The sequence below is a fragment of the Pseudomonas sp. dw_612 genome (assembly GCF_018449725.1).
GTDB lineage: Bacteria > Pseudomonadota > Gammaproteobacteria > Pseudomonadales > Pseudomonadaceae > Aquipseudomonas.
Genome location: NZ_JAAVVC010000001.1, coordinates 551,863 through 565,385, shown reverse-complemented (window position 1 = coordinate 565,385; position 13,523 = coordinate 551,863). Strand labels below are relative to the sequence as shown.

Genomic DNA, 13,523 nt, shown 5'->3' with positions numbered 1-13,523 from the left:
GGTTCACTTCTTACTTGGCAGTGGTAAGGCAATGCCCAGCTTAGCCTGCTGCTTGTAGAGATTCAGTGAAATCTGCGGAGTTCAGGGGTAAAAGAAAACCCGCTCAAGGAAGTGCTGTAGCAGCTGGCGAAGCCTGCGTTCGGCTGCGAAGCAGTCGTCAAACCTGAGCACACGGTGTTTCTGAAACACCGCGCTGGCTGATTTTACGACTGCTTCGCAGCCGAACGCAGCCTCGCAGGCTCGGCAACTGCTACAGGGTTTGTTTTCAGGCGGTTTGCAGTTGCCGATCCATCGCGGCAATGCACTCGCGCATCTGCTCGCGGCATTGGGCGATCAGCAGCGGCATGTCGTCCATGCTCAACCCGGCGGTAGGAATCGCTGGCAGCGAACGGATCAGAATTTTCCCACTGCGCCAGCGGTTCAATCGCATGTGTTTGACGTAACTGCTGACACACACCGGGACGATCGGCACCCCGGCGGCAATCGCCATTTGGAACGCGCCTTTCTTGAACGGCAACAGGTCTTCGCCAAGGTTGCGCGTGCCTTCCGGGAACACCCAGATCGACGTGTCTTCATGCTGCAAGGTGTGAGTGGTGGTGAGCATCGACTGGCGCGCCTTGTGCGCGTTACCCCGGTCGATCAGTACATTGCCCGCCAGCCAAAACAACTGGCCGAACAGCGGCACCCACTTCAGGCTCTTCTTGCCGATGCACACGGTGCGGCGGGGCACCACGTTGCCGAACACAAACAAATCGTAGTTGGACTGGTGGTTGGCGATGATCACGCAACTGTCGGGTTTGTCCATCAGTGGACCGACGTCAGCCTTCACCCGCAAACGCAAAATACACATCGCCGGCCACGCATACAGGCGCGCGCATAAACGGCTGTTGTCCGGGTTGAATGGTCGGCACAGGCCCAGGATCACCCCCAACACACCGGCCAGGATAAAGTGCAGGCCCATCAGTAACATACGAAACACAAACAGCATTTACAGGCCCCACCGGGACAAAAGGTGGCGCAGTGTACGGATGTGCACTGTTTTCGGCAATTGCCGCTATAGAGGTCGGAGATAGGCGATGTTTAAGCGCATGTTTCCGACTTGTGGGTCAGACGCGGCCTAGAGCGTTTGCACGCTTTTCAACGGCGCACGTACGAAAAAGCCCGACACGACGGTCGGGCTTTCGTTGAAGCAGGCTTGGGCTTAACCCAAATGTTCCTGATCCTGGATGATCGCGTTGTCCAGCGTATCCAGCAGCGCCTTGCGCACTTTCAGCTTGGTGGCCTTGTGGGCGGTCATGTTGATCTTCTTCAACTGACGCGCCGCCGCCAGCGCGGCACCTTGCAGCTCCTCGGCCGACACCACTACATCGAGGAAGCCAGCCGCGATCGCGCTTTGCGGATTAAACATCTCACCGTTGATCACCGAACGATGTAACGCCGAGTTGCTCAGGCGATCACGGGCCAGCTCAATCCCGGCGTGGTGCATGGTCATGCCGATCTGCACTTCGTTCAGGCCAATGCTGAACGGGCCGTCGACACCAATGCGGTAATCCGCCGACAACAACAGGAAAGCACCCTTGGCCACCGCATGCCCAGGACACGCCACGATCACCGGGAACGGGTGCGACAACAGGCGACGAGCGAGCGTCGAGCCGGCCGTTACCAGCGCCACCGCTTCCTTAGGACCGGCCGTCATCACCTTCAAATCGTAACCTCCGGACAGAATCCCAGGCGTACCGGTAATGATCACCACCGCACGATCAGTCACCGCCTGATCCAGCGCAGCATTAAACGCCGCAATCACATCCGGGGAAATGGCGTTGACCTTGCCATTGCTCAACGTCAGCGTCGCGATACCGTCTTCGAGGTGGTAGGAAATCAACTCACTCATGACGCTATTCCTTGTATGAAAGTTGAGGCAGACGTTACCCACCGCTGCAGGCCAGGTAAAGCGCCGTGACTGACCCGCCGGTCATGCTTTCCCGGTCCGGCAAGCGTAGCCGGCCGTACCGGCCGTGCATTCCCCTCTATATAGAAGAGGGGACGAAGCCGGAGATTGGCCGGTTTGCCATGGCCCCGAACCCGCCGCTGCGCCTGAATCGCTAAGCGCATGAAAATTCTGAAAAAAATATTTGCCATCGGAAAAGCTTTCGACTACATTAGCGCGCCTCGACAGACAGAACTTGTTTGAAGAGATACGGTGAAGTGTCCGAGTGGCTTAAGGAGCACGCCTGGAAAGTGTGTATACAAGAAATTGTATCGAGAGTTCGAATCTCTCCTTCACCGCCAAATTCGATGTAACCAGAACCCCTGATTTCGAGAGAAATCAGGGGTTTTGTGGTTTCTGACTGCCGGATTTGGATAGGGCACTGCTACGTGCGCGTCGCCCAACTTCATGTTCAGTAGGCATCCACGACACCGACAGTGTTGTCCGGTATGCGCACGTAGTTCTGCAGCGGATTTTCCAGAATGTGTCCGTCACCACAGGTTATTAAGTGCGTACTGTGGGGGAATCGGTCGATGGAAGCTTGAATCTTGCGACCGATGAACGGATTACCACTGATGCGTACTTGCATGATCGCCTTGCGGTAGTTGAACACCATGGCACCATACAGAGCCTCGATTGCCGGGTTGCGCACCGCGCCGTTCAGCCGGCGCTTGCAATATTCGCGGTAACTCCACGATATATTCCGCCCGGAAAAAAGTGCGGGGGGATTCGCCAGCTCCCATAAAAGGGCATGTGCTCTAACGATGGTGCGGTCGAGCTCTACCACTTGCTCATAAATCGGTGGTATGGACTGGTAGTTCCCGTTCGCGGCCAGTTCATTGCATATCTCCAGCGCAGGCCCAAGTGCATCAAACACTGATAACTCCCAACCGAATACTCGCTGCCGGTCAACCAGTCCCTGTAGTCGCTCAGGCACAGAGTCATGAGTGATGGCTGATTGTTGTTCCTCTACATGCAGGCACAAACGATCTGCCGCAATCAGAGTCTGGAAATACACGGTGAGGTCGCTGCATGCCTCGGTCCAGGCAAAAGGAGGAATCGCATGCCCGTCACCGGTCATGAAGAACCGCGGGATGGGCGCATCTCCGTGCGTCAGCGCGAGTAGGGTCTGGTTTGTTAACGCCCTTAGCGTACCGGGTTGTACGAGGTTCCATGGCATAGTCTTTCCTCCCTGTGTGGCTGTACTTTTTCTATTTACAGTCATGGCGGTGACTGTAGCAGGGCCGGTGAAAACAGTTAGATCACGAGCCTGAATCCCTCTCGCCCGTTATAGACTGTCGGACCCCTCGAATGGAATCGACTAATGGCTATCCACCGAATGGCGCTGCTGATGTGCTTCATGTCTTCACTCGCCAACGCAGCCGACACTAAAACTTTCCCAGCCGCCACCGCCAGCGACCCCGCAAAACTCGGCTGGATGGTTGGCTCGCCACCACCGGCCGACCGAACGGTGCGCTTCGAAGACGGCAGCTACTTCCAGTTCCCGGCGATGCGCTGGAGCGTTTCGAACTTCCGCCAGTTGATGCCAACGACCAACGTTTCACGCGGGCTGGGCGCGTCCGTTCCTTTGAAATCGGCACTGCGCAAAGACATCGACGCCATCAGCTTCACCCCGCTCGATGCGAAGACCCCGATGACCTGGGATCAATCCCTCACCGCCACGTACACCGACGGCATCGTGGTGGTGCACAAAGGCAAGATCGTCTACGAACGTTACTTCGGTGTGCTGACGCCGGAAGGCCAGCACGCGGCGATGTCGGTGACCAAGTCGGTGGTCGGTACGCTGGGGGCGATGTTGGTGGCGGAAGGACGCATCGACGCGAACAAGCACGTCGTCGATTACGTCCCTGAGTTGGCGAGTTCGGCATTTGGCAGTGCCACGGTGCGTCAAGTGCTCGACATGACCACCGGCCTTAAATACAGCGAAGACTATGCCGACCCGAACGCCGAGGTCTGGGCTCATGCCAAAGCCGGAAGTCCGCTGCCCAAGCCAAAGGACTACACAGGCCCGCGAAGTTACTACGAGTTCTTGCAGACGGTTCAACTGCAAGGTGAGCACGGCAGCGCGTTTAGTTACAAAACCGTCAACACCGATGTGCTGGGCTGGATCATCGCCCGGGCCAGCGGTCGCAACGTTGCGCAGTTGTTGTCGGAACGGATCTGGAGTCGATTGGGTGCCGAGCAGGACGCCTATTTCACGGTGGATTCCATCGGTACGCCGTTTGCTGGCGGCGGATTGAACACAGGTCTGCGGGACCTGGCGCGGTTTGGCGAGATGCTGCGCAATGATGGCGTGTTTAATGGCCAGCAGATTGTACCGAAAGCGGTGGTGGACGATATCCGTCGTGGCGGTGACAAACAGGCCTTCGCCAAAGCAGGTTATGAGCTATTGAAAGGCTGGAGCTACCGGTCGATGTGGTGGGTGACGAACAAGCAGGGCGGGGCGTTTATGGCGCGTGGGGTGCATGGACAGCGAATCTATGTCGATCCGAAGGCCGAGATGGTGATCGTGCGTTATGCCTCGCACCCGGTGGCCAGTAATTCGGCGAATGATCCGGTAACCTTGCCGGCGTTTGAGGCGTTGGCTGAGCATTTATCAACGTTGCCTTGAGTCACTCTCCATGAAGAAGGAAACCCCATGATCACCACCACAACCCACGCCATCGAAGGCCGCCAAATCACCGCCTACCTGGACATCGTCAGCGCCGAGTCGGTGCAGGGCGTTAACGTGATCCGCGATATGTTCGCCGGGATGCGGGATTTTTTTGGTGGGCGTTCGCAGACGCTGGAGCGGGCGTTGAAAGAGGCGCGGATTCAGGCGACGGACGAGATCAAGGAGCGGGCGCGGGCGTTGCAGGCAGATGCGGTAGTGGGGCTCGATTTCGAGATCAGCATGCCGGCGGGCAAGGGTGGAATGGTGGTGGTGTTTGTGACCGGGACGGCGGTCAAGTTGAGATAACAAGGCCCGAGGCGGTCAGCGCACGGGCGTTGTCAGGCTGATCAGACCGTATGCGGGGCGCGTTCGCCCTTGGTGTAGACCTGATTGAAAAAATAGTTGCTCATGTTCATCGTTCCCGACTTTTGATACGTGAACAATTGGCCGAGATCGATGGTTTTTTCGAAGTTGTCCTTGTTCAGAACGAAGCCGCCCGTGCCCAGATATTCCCTGTCTTCCTTCACAAAGTCGAACGAACTTTTAGCGTATTCGTTGGCGGCGTCTTTCAACGCGCCGGACTGATTCATGACGTCGGAAAGACGGGCAAGGTCTTCGGCGCTGATCGAGCCGGAAGGGGACGTGGCCTTGAGCTGGCCTTGCGGATCGACGGTAAAGCCGAAGTCCTTTTCCTCAAGTGCCGGGTCGATGTTTTTCAGATCGTCCAGAAACTGCATGTACGTCGTCTTGAGGTTTTCATGGGCTGCCATCAAGCGGTCACGCGCGGCCGGAAAGTCTTTGGTGGGCTCGGTGCGGCCGATATAGGTTATGACAGCTACCAGGGGAGGTCCCGGTTCAGTGGGCTGGGTCGGCGACGGATTGCTTGGGTGATAGATGACACCCGGGGTCAGCGTCAGGCCTGTAGGATTTTTCATGTCGATCGCGCCGGAGTCGATCATGTCCTTTATTTTGTCTCCGCCTGCTTTACCGGCCGCGATCTGCTCGGGTGTAAGCGTGATGGGCGTGGTGTTGATCAGTGACGGCATTCCCTTGATTTCCATGTTCTCTCCCTGAGTTTTTTGCGTAGGAACAAGGGCAACGGCCTGTAGCTGGAAATCTTGAGGGTGGTGAGACAAGTGGTGTGTTGCTGTTTATTTCTTTGATTATTTTGTAGGACGCCGACGTCGGCCATTCGTCGGGCACAGCGCGATCTGAATCACAAGTCCAGTAATGACCGACTAGTCTCAAAAGCCTTGGTGGTCGATATTTTTCAGGCAAATAGGGCTTGCCGGTATCGATCCGGTTTTGAAAGGGGCGAAAAAATGGCTGATCCGTATATCGAAGACGACGGGGCTGAGTTTCCAATCAACAATTGCGTGCAGTGTGGCCAGACTGAGTATGTAGCTGGCTTTGGCGAGGATCAGGTCAAGACTGGCAAGATCAAATCGACGGCGCCTCGCGGGCCGAAGTCGAAATTTCTGCCCAAGGTTGCAGCACCTTCCAGGAAGTAATCGTCAGCAAAGCGACCCCGCCATTGTGCGGGGTTTTTCATTTCTGGCGTTTGACTGCCGGGAAATGCCTCACAGATAAGTTGTGGCTTTTGTTTCACAAACTTTTCACAAGGTCCTACGTAGTCTCAGCTCATCCGTTAGAAAGCAATACTCCAGCCCGTCTCCCCAGCGGGCTTTTTTTTGTCTGTCATAAAACCTTTTCCATAAACGCTGTCCAACCGTCGCCGATAGCGAGGTTGAGCCGGTTTGTGGCTGGACTTTGCCTTCACTAAAGCATTCAATCTCCGCCTTTTCGTATCCCCCTTTTTTGAGGTTTTCGTCATGCGTTTAACACTGCCTGCTCTGGTTCTGGGGCTTCTGGTTACTCAAGGTGCGATGGCTGCCGGTCAAGGCACTGCCGCGCTCGGTGGTGGTCTGGGTGGCGCGCTGGGTAATGTCGTTGGCCAGAAAATGGGCGGCAGCACCGGCGCAGCGATTGGTGCTGGCGTAGCGGGCGCAGCCGGCAGCGCGATTGCCGCTCCGAAGGGCAGCCGTACCAAAGCGGCTATCGGCGGCGGCGTCGGCGCTGCGGGCGGTTCGGTGATCGGCAACAGCCTGGGCGGCAAGACCGGTGCAACCATCGGCGCCGGTTTGGGCGGTGCAGCGGGCGGCGCGGTCGGTACCAACCTGTCGAAAGGCCACAAGCGCCACTGATCCTGAAGGTCAGCCCAAGAAGCCTGGCGTAATGCCGGGCTTTTTCGTTTCTGAACGTTTTTTTTCAGCGGGTCTCCAAACTCTTACAACCCTCTCGACTAGCAGAGTAGTGTGGGAGCAGGTTGAGACACTTGCGCTCCCCCAATACGGAATTGAGGTTCATATCATGCGTTTGACATTGTCCACGTTGGTTCTTGGTCTTTTGGTCGCTCAGGGCGCCATTGCGGCCGGCGATGGCACCGCAGCGGTTGGCGGTGGCCTTGGTGGTGCGCTGGGTAATGTGGTCGGCCAGCAAATGGGCGGCAGCACCGGCGCAGCGATCGGCGCAGGTGTGGGTGGCGCGGCAGGCAGCGCGGTCGGCGCGCGCAAGGGCAGCCGCACAGAAGCGGCCGTCGGTGGTGGTATCGGAGCGGCGGGTGGTTCGGTGGTCGGCCATAGTTTGGGCGGCTCCACCGGTTCGACCATCGGCGCAGGCCTGGGTGGTGCCGCGGGTGGTGCAGTCGGCAACAACCTGGGTAGCGACAGCGGCAGCTCCCATTCCGGTGGCGGCCATAAGCACAAGAATAAACACAGAAACAAACATCGCTAGTTTGACTGTCTAGCGACAGGACAAACCCGGCCATGCGACGGGTTTGTATTTGTGAGTCGCGGGCTCTGAAACGCTTGGTTGTAAGACGCCCCGAACTTCATACAGTCCCTGAAAATCGTGAGGCGTGCCATGACACTTGAAACCGAAGACAAGGATAAGGACGACGACTCCACGGGCGTGCCGTATTTGAACGATCCTGGCAATGAAGACCCGGGGTCGTTGATGGACGATGCGACCGTGCCGCTCAACGACTCTGACGATGCAGGGGATGTGGGCAACACTGAGTACGAAGAGGAAGATGCAGACGAAGATTGACCGATCGTCCCTCGGATCGAACGTCTGCGTAACACCATCCTCGAACTATCAGGGCCTGCTTTTCAGGCCCTTCGAGAGGTGCTTTATGAACGCTGATCCGAACGTCACTGATGCTGACGAAACCCCTGAATATCCGCTGCCTTCGCCTACTGATTCCCTGAGCCGTGATCAGCGTCCGCCCGATGATGAGGATGACGCGGGGGTGGAGCAGGTACCGAATGATGATGTGAAGCGGGGGGATGTGGAGGCGAGTCCGGATGATCCGGATATTGCGGGGGAGGATGGGTCGGGGGAGCCGAGTTGAGGGATGCAGGGGGTGAATCATTCGCCCCCTAGTACCCCATGCTAGTGCGCTAGGGATTCGATCCAACGCTTGTAGAATTCCTGCTGTTGTTCAATGTCATTGGTGATGCCCTTGTCCTCATAGTCGAAGATATTTACGATATCTTCTCGTTCGGCAGGTTTCCCCATGCTCATTTCATAGGCGACTACTCCACCAGCCATTTGAGAGCACATGCGCGAGGGATATACGTTAAGTTTCGCGCCTTTACATAGGAATTTTATGTCTGGAAAGTCGGCCCTCAACATCCCTAAACATAAGTAAAGGTCAGACGCTGAGTATGTCTTTTTTAAACCACTTTGCATTGTGAAAGTTAAGCACGGTTTTTGCCGGTCACATTCGATCTTGGCTGTCTCAGTAGTATTCCCTGAGCTTATCGTAATTTCAATTGTCTTCATGGAAGTTTCCTGTACGGATTTGGTATTGAGTAGCCTTTATAACTACCATCGGCATGAACAGGTGTAACACCGACAATGTTCTGATTATTGACTCCCCCCGGAACAGCTATTTCAATTTCACGTCTGTGAGGTGACATCAGTCCAAGCTCTTTATTTACATCGATTCCGCGAACATTCTTTAATACATAAACGAACCCGTCATCAAAACCGTAGCCTGTTGCAAATTTTATGGCTTCCTTTTCCGAAATCGAGGTGCTGACGAAAAAGCTGGGAGGACTTCTGTTGTCCAATGCATGTAAGTAGAGGTCTGTACTGTCGCCCAATGGCTCAAATCCTGCCTCAAAAATCTCCCAAGACTCTCGTGAGTCACCCCGATACGAATAGTAGTTTTTGGGTTTTGGGGTTGGAGTTTCAGGTTCTCCTTCATCAACCCAAACCTTCCCAGCCGGATCCTCCTGCCCATCCACTGGCCTTTTGCACCCATCCGTTCCAGGGCAAGTGTTCAACCCTAACGGATCAACCCACCCCGTCGGATTCTGCGTGTACTGGTACTGGTTCAACCCCCCAGCCAACTTCACCGGATCCAGCGTCAGATACCGTCCAACATCCGGGTTGTAATACCGATGCCGGTTGTAGTGCAGCCCCGTCTCCGCATCGAAGTACTGCCCCTGAAACCGCAACGGCTGGTCCAGCACCTGATGGGTGTCGCGGCTGAGGCGGGTCAGTCGGCCATAGGCTGTGTATTGCGCCGCCCAGACGATTTCGCCGCTGTAGTCGGTCAGTTCCTGTGGGGTGCCGAGGTGGTCGAGTTGGTAGTAGAACGGGCAGGCCTGGCGCGGGCCTTTGCCGTCGAGCATGGCCAGTGGGCGGAAGGTGCCGGGTTCGTAGATATAGCTGCGGTAATGTTCGCGACCGCTTTCGGCGACCACCTGATCGCCTTGCCAGAAGAATTCGGTGGTTTTGCCGTCGACCGTTTTGGCAATGCGGCGGCCGAAGGCGTCGTAGCGATAATTCGCACAACGCCCATCCGGCAAAGTGACCTGCACTAACCGGTGCTGGCAGTCGTAGCGATATTCGGTAACGAGTTTTTGCGCAGTGCCACGCCGTTCGCGAATGAGATTGCCGAAGGCGTCGTAGTCGTAATGCCGGTCGCCCTGCATCAGCAGGCGATTGCCTTTAACGCTCGCCACACCGGGGCGATCCTGCATCAGCAGGTTGCCCGCCGGATCGTGGGCGAAGCTTTCCGGCACGTGGTCGCGGGAGTGGCGGACGCGGATCAGCCGGTCGAGCGGGTCGTACTGGTAGCTGCGTTGGCCGTGACGAGTGTCGGCGATGTGGTCGAGATTGCCGTTGGCGCTGTAGGCATAATCGCGGCGATACAGCGGTTGGCGCTGTTGGCTGACAGAATGGGCTTTCAGGCGACCCTGGTCGTCGTACTGGTAGTCGCTGAGCAACAAGCCTTGTTGGCGCTGTTGTTCGCGACCGGCGGCGAATGTGTGCGTCGTCAGCCTTGCGCCATTGAGGTCGATGGCGGTCAGCACGCCGCCCTTGGCATGGTGGAAGTCGAGTTTGCTGTTGTCGGGCAGGCGAACGTGGTTGAGCTGGCCGCAAGTGTCATAGCCATAACGCAAGGTGCCCCAGCCCTGATGCTCAGTGATCAGTCGGTCTTGCTGGTCGTATTCGAACTCCAACGGATGGTCATGGCTGTCGTCAACGCTGACCATGCGGCCGAGGCTGTCGTAGCGGTATTCGACCTTGATGCCATCGGGCAGGGTCTTGACCAACAAGCGCCCGGCGGAGTCCCGCTGGTAACCGGTGACGAGTGTCGAGCCGTCATCGCCGAACTCGGTTTTTTCCAGCAGATGCCCGTTGAGGTCGTAGGCATACGCCGTGCGCTGTGCGTCGAATCCGGTTTCCTGTCGGATCAATCCGTTCGGCGTGTAGTCCAGCTGATATTTTTCGCCGGATTCGTTTTCGATTTCCGTCAGCAGAAGTTGCGCATTGTCGTAGCGATATTTCAGCTGGGTGCCGTCGGGATTGATCCGGCGGCTGACCAGATGCAGATCGTCGGCATACTCGTAGCGAGTGATACGCCCCAGCTCATCCTGTTCAGCGGTGATCTTGCCGTAGGCGTTGTAGCTGAAAGCGCGGATGGCGCCTGTAGGTAAAGTCGTCTGGATCAGTCGGCCGACAGCATCCCATTGGTAACGGGTGACGGCACCCTGTTCGTCCTGACGGGTAATCCGTCGCCCCAGAGCGTCGTAGGAAAACCGCCGTTGCCCGCCGTCCGGCAACGTCTCTTCGATCAATTGCCCCAGACCGTTCCTGACAAACACATGCCGACTGGTGTCCGGATAACGGATTGACTGCAAACGCCCCTGCGCGTCGTAGTGATAGTGGCTGGCCTGACCATCCGGATCGGTCGCCTCGGTCACATCCCCTTGAGCATTGCGCTGATACTTCCACACTGCTTTGCCGCGCCGCCGCGCGTGCAGGAAACCGTTGCGATACTCGTAGGACGTCGGCTCGTCTTCCGGCGGAATCAGCGCCACGAGGCGTCCGACTTCGTCGTAGCGGTATTCGGTCACCGCACCGAGCGGATCCTGCTCGGCAATCAGTCGGCCGTGATCGTCGTAGGTCTTGAGGTGTTCGCCACCGTCCAGCTCAACCCTGCGCACCAGCCGCGCCCGGTCGTCGTGGACGTAAACCTCTTCACTGCCGTCGACGTTTCTAACCACGACGCCACCTTGGTCATCCCAGGTGTACGCCGTGTCCGTCTGCGAAAATGAAGCCCGGTGCCGGACGCATCGCGCAGCCTTGCCGGACTTTTCCCACTCCCAGAAGAAACTCGCCCCACCGGCCAATTGCCGCTGGAGGATCACGTGTTGATCGTCGTAGTCGTAGCGTTCGCTTTCGCCCGCGGCATTGGTCGCTTCGATCAGGCGATGGCGGGCGTCGTAGCGGTAGGAAACCAGCGCCTGCTCTGTACGCCAGGCGTCGCTCAGCGTTTCGGCGGGATGAAACGTCTGATATTCGACAGCGACCAGATGTCGACGCTCGTAACACAAACGCAGCGAGCGCCCGGCACCGTTGTCGAGGCGTTGAATGCGGTCCTGGCGATCGCGGGTGATCTGTAGCCGGTTGCCGTAGGCATCGCTGATCGCCGTCAGCCGCCCGTTGTGGAAGTGGTAAAACCGCGGCGTTTCGCCCGCCATCGCGACAATCAGCTCCTGCGGCTGATCCCCCAAATAAATCGCCGCTCGCGACAGGCTGTTATGGATTGTCGGGCGTTCGACATTCGGCAGCGGAAACGTCGTACGACGGTTTTCATGGTCGATCCAGATGACCTGCTGGTCGTCCAGCTCCAGGCGGTGGGCGAGGGAATGCGTCCAGCCCCAGCCCAGCCCACAGTCCAGCTCCACTGCACTGGTGCGATACAGCCGGGTGAAGTCGAAGGGCAGGATCCCGTCCAGCGAACCATCGGTCAGGGTCAGCAGTTCTTCGCCGGTGACCATCGACACCGGACAGCCATTGGTGCAGGTCAATGACCCGCAATCGGCACTGTCGCCGTTGGGGTTTTTCGCCTGGTCCGGCGCATCGTCGTGAGGTTCGTGTCGGACCAATCGCGTTTGCGCGTCCGTTTTATTCCGGGCGATGGGCGCCGGATTTTTCACCACCAGAATCGGTGCCTCACCGTTGCGAATCTCCAGTGGCAAGGTCGGCGTCGGATTCAAAGGCGCGTGGCGCGCATTGACCGCCAGCGGTTTAAACGCGCCTGCGTGATCAGTCAGTCTTGATTTTTCGGTCAATTCGCTCAGGCGCAAAGTGGCCGCCGCCAGCCACTGTCGGGCCCGTGGCGATTTGACTTTGCCCAGCACTTTGACGCTTAAACCGACCCTCACGCCCATCGGGCCGGTCACCGCCATCAACACAAACGCGATCAACAACTCGGTGCGAATTTCCGCCACCACCTCGGCGGCGAACTGCGGCGGCAGCATCCTCAGCCAACTGGTAAACGCGGCGAGGTGAATGAACAGCAGCGGCTCGTCGCTCAGCAGCAGCAAGCCATTGGCGATGGCGTCGGCAGAGGCAAGAAGCAGCGCGTCCAGTTCGGCTTGGGTCAGGTACTCCAACAGTTTTTCGCTGTTGGCTTGCAGGTCCGCGAGCAGGGCATAGACCTGTTTCACGTCATCCCAAATACCCTGCAACGATTTTTCGACACCCCGCCAGTCCGCCTCTTGCAGCAGGCCAAAGCGTTCGCGGAATCCGGCGCTGGCGAACTCCGCCCACAACGGCTCGAATTCAGCGGTCCACTCGGCACGCAACCAGCCTTCCAGCTCGTCGATCAGGCCTTGATAAGAGGCATATAGCACTTTGATGTGCTCGGCGGAAACATCGGGAAAGAAGGTGATGCGATAACGCTGGCCCCGTTGACAGTCGGAAACCTCAAGAATGCCGCTCGGGCCGATGGTCTTGTGGACGGGCTCGCCGAATGTCAGCTCGCCGTTGCGATTCGCGATGACCGGCTCGAGCATCACCGGCGTATTGCCGATCGGCACGAAACGCGCCGCCTCGAACATGTGCACCAGGGTCAAGGGGCCGGCGGCGGGGCATTGAGCAACGACAGAGCTGACAGGTTTGGGGGGATTCAGTGGCGCGCTGAGGCGAACATCATTGCCGACCCTGAACACCTGCTCGACGTCCAGCGCCCAACCGCTCCAAAAGTTTTCCGCCCAGCGCTCATAGTCGTTAAGGCAGAGACGGAACTCACCGAGCAACGTTTCGACGTTCGGTTGCTCCGGGTTCATGGAGGCGACCACCAGCAGGCCGATGGTGTTGTTCAGGGCCAGGAGTCGATCGGGGTCGAACATTCGCAGTCACTCGCGCGCTTCAATTAAGGAGCGCGAGACTTTGCGGGGGATCAGCGAGGAAAGAAGTCGGGAAAGGAGGTGTTTGCTGTAGGGATAATCTCTAAATCATGGGCAGCACGGACGTGCAGGTTTTCTTATCCATCGG

Annotated in this window: 13 protein-coding genes and 1 tRNA gene; 8 read left to right on the top strand and 6 right to left on the bottom strand. The window is 57.7% G+C overall.

Annotated features, from left to right (window positions below):
- Window positions 1–265 precede the first annotated feature (265 nt).
- On the bottom strand, window positions 266–988 hold the full coding sequence (locus HB680_RS02565) for a 1-acylglycerol-3-phosphate O-acyltransferase (protein WP_213936990.1): 723 nt from the start codon (window positions 986–988) through the stop codon (window positions 266–268).
- A gap of 213 nt (window positions 989–1,201) precedes the next feature.
- Window positions 1,202–1,891 (bottom strand): crotonase/enoyl-CoA hydratase family protein, encoded by a 690-nt coding sequence (locus HB680_RS02560; RefSeq protein ID WP_213936989.1) that lies wholly within the window; start codon window positions 1,889–1,891, stop codon window positions 1,202–1,204.
- 308 nt (window positions 1,892–2,199) lie between these two features.
- On the opposite strand from HB680_RS02560, the gene HB680_RS02555 reads away from it, so the two are divergent.
- A tRNA-Ser gene (locus HB680_RS02555) sits at window positions 2,200–2,289 on the top strand.
- 110 nt (window positions 2,290–2,399) lie between these two features.
- On the opposite strand, the gene HB680_RS02550 is transcribed toward HB680_RS02555, so the two are convergent.
- On the bottom strand, window positions 2,400–3,167 hold the full coding sequence (locus HB680_RS02550) for a hypothetical protein (RefSeq protein ID WP_213936988.1): 768 nt from the start codon (window positions 3,165–3,167) through the stop codon (window positions 2,400–2,402).
- A 144-nt stretch (window positions 3,168–3,311) separates the two neighbouring features.
- Here HB680_RS02550 and HB680_RS02545 point away from each other — a divergent pair, with 144 nt between their 5' ends.
- Both HB680_RS02545 and HB680_RS02540 read left to right on the top strand, forming a co-directional pair.
- On the top strand, window positions 3,312–4,619 hold the full coding sequence (locus tag HB680_RS02545) for a serine hydrolase (protein ID WP_213936987.1): 1,308 nt from the start codon (window positions 3,312–3,314) through the stop codon (window positions 4,617–4,619).
- A gap of 27 nt (window positions 4,620–4,646) precedes the next feature.
- Window positions 4,647–4,967: a YbjQ family protein gene (locus tag HB680_RS02540; protein WP_192226200.1), complete on the top strand. Its 321-nt coding sequence runs from the start codon at window positions 4,647–4,649 to the stop codon at window positions 4,965–4,967.
- 41 nt (window positions 4,968–5,008) lie between these two features.
- Here the strand turns inward: HB680_RS02540 and HB680_RS32610 are convergent, their stop codons facing one another.
- Complete coding sequence (locus HB680_RS32610; protein WP_256735437.1) at window positions 5,009–5,722, bottom strand: hypothetical protein; 714 nt, start codon at window positions 5,720–5,722, stop codon at window positions 5,009–5,011.
- Between the two features lie 261 nt (window positions 5,723–5,983).
- Here HB680_RS32610 and HB680_RS02530 point away from each other — a divergent pair, with 261 nt between their 5' ends.
- The 5 genes from HB680_RS02530 to HB680_RS02510 all read left to right on the top strand — a co-directional run bounded on the left by HB680_RS02530 (window position 5,984) and on the right by HB680_RS02510 (window position 8,073).
- The gene (locus tag HB680_RS02530) at window positions 5,984–6,172 is read left to right on the top strand and encodes a hypothetical protein (protein WP_123512088.1); all 189 of its coding nucleotides are present in this window, start codon (window positions 5,984–5,986) and stop codon (window positions 6,170–6,172) included.
- A gap of 321 nt (window positions 6,173–6,493) precedes the next feature.
- Window positions 6,494–6,865, top strand: a complete 372-nt coding sequence (locus tag HB680_RS02525) for a bacteriocin (RefSeq protein ID WP_201196239.1) — start codon at window positions 6,494–6,496, stop codon at window positions 6,863–6,865.
- 166 nt (window positions 6,866–7,031) lie between these two features.
- Window positions 7,032–7,454, top strand: coding sequence for a hypothetical protein (locus HB680_RS02520; protein ID WP_213936986.1), 423 nt, complete (start codon window positions 7,032–7,034; stop codon window positions 7,452–7,454).
- 129 nt (window positions 7,455–7,583) lie between these two features.
- Window positions 7,584–7,769 carry a hypothetical protein gene (locus tag HB680_RS02515; protein ID WP_213936985.1) on the top strand — a complete coding sequence of 62 codons (186 nt, stop codon included), beginning with the start codon at window positions 7,584–7,586 and terminating at the stop codon, window positions 7,767–7,769.
- 85 nt (window positions 7,770–7,854) lie between these two features.
- Window positions 7,855–8,073: a hypothetical protein gene (locus HB680_RS02510; protein ID WP_213936984.1), complete on the top strand. Its 219-nt coding sequence runs from the start codon at window positions 7,855–7,857 to the stop codon at window positions 8,071–8,073.
- A 41-nt stretch (window positions 8,074–8,114) separates the two neighbouring features.
- Here the strand turns inward: HB680_RS02510 and HB680_RS02505 are convergent, their stop codons facing one another.
- Window positions 8,115–8,507, bottom strand: a complete 393-nt coding sequence (locus HB680_RS02505; RefSeq protein WP_213936983.1) for a hypothetical protein — start codon at window positions 8,505–8,507, stop codon at window positions 8,115–8,117.
- Window positions 8,504–13,378, bottom strand: coding sequence for an RHS repeat-associated core domain-containing protein (locus tag HB680_RS02500; protein WP_213936982.1), 4,875 nt, complete (start codon window positions 13,376–13,378; stop codon window positions 8,504–8,506). Before HB680_RS02500 ends, HB680_RS02505 begins: the two co-directional genes overlap by 4 nt.
- Window positions 13,379–13,523: the final 145 nt, after the last annotated feature.

Excerpts from the sequence above, each read along its gene's own strand:
- HB680_RS02565 (WP_213936990.1), bottom strand. The coding sequence starts at position 988 with ATGCTGTTTGTGTTTCGTATGTTACTGATGGGCCTGCACTTTATCCTG.
- HB680_RS02560 (WP_213936989.1), bottom strand. The coding sequence starts at position 1,891 with ATGAGTGAGTTGATTTCCTACCACCTCGAAGACGGTATCGCGACGCTG.
- HB680_RS02550 (WP_213936988.1), bottom strand. The coding sequence starts at position 3,167 with ATGCCATGGAACCTCGTACAACCCGGTACGCTAAGGGCGTTAACAAAC.
- HB680_RS02545 (WP_213936987.1), top strand. The coding sequence starts at position 3,312 with ATGGCTATCCACCGAATGGCGCTGCTGATGTGCTTCATGTCTTCACTC.
- HB680_RS02540 (WP_192226200.1), top strand. The coding sequence starts at position 4,647 with ATGATCACCACCACAACCCACGCCATCGAAGGCCGCCAAATCACCGCC.
- HB680_RS32610 (WP_256735437.1), bottom strand. The coding sequence starts at position 5,722 with ATGGAAATCAAGGGAATGCCGTCACTGATCAACACCACGCCCATCACG.
- HB680_RS02530 (WP_123512088.1), top strand. The coding sequence starts at position 5,984 with ATGGCTGATCCGTATATCGAAGACGACGGGGCTGAGTTTCCAATCAAC.
- HB680_RS02525 (WP_201196239.1), top strand. The coding sequence starts at position 6,494 with ATGCGTTTAACACTGCCTGCTCTGGTTCTGGGGCTTCTGGTTACTCAA.
- HB680_RS02520 (WP_213936986.1), top strand. The coding sequence starts at position 7,032 with ATGCGTTTGACATTGTCCACGTTGGTTCTTGGTCTTTTGGTCGCTCAG.
- HB680_RS02515 (WP_213936985.1), top strand. The coding sequence starts at position 7,584 with ATGACACTTGAAACCGAAGACAAGGATAAGGACGACGACTCCACGGGC.
- HB680_RS02510 (WP_213936984.1), top strand. The coding sequence starts at position 7,855 with ATGAACGCTGATCCGAACGTCACTGATGCTGACGAAACCCCTGAATAT.
- HB680_RS02505 (WP_213936983.1), bottom strand. The coding sequence starts at position 8,507 with ATGAAGACAATTGAAATTACGATAAGCTCAGGGAATACTACTGAGACA.
- HB680_RS02500 (WP_213936982.1), bottom strand. The coding sequence starts at position 13,378 with ATGTTCGACCCCGATCGACTCCTGGCCCTGAACAACACCATCGGCCTG.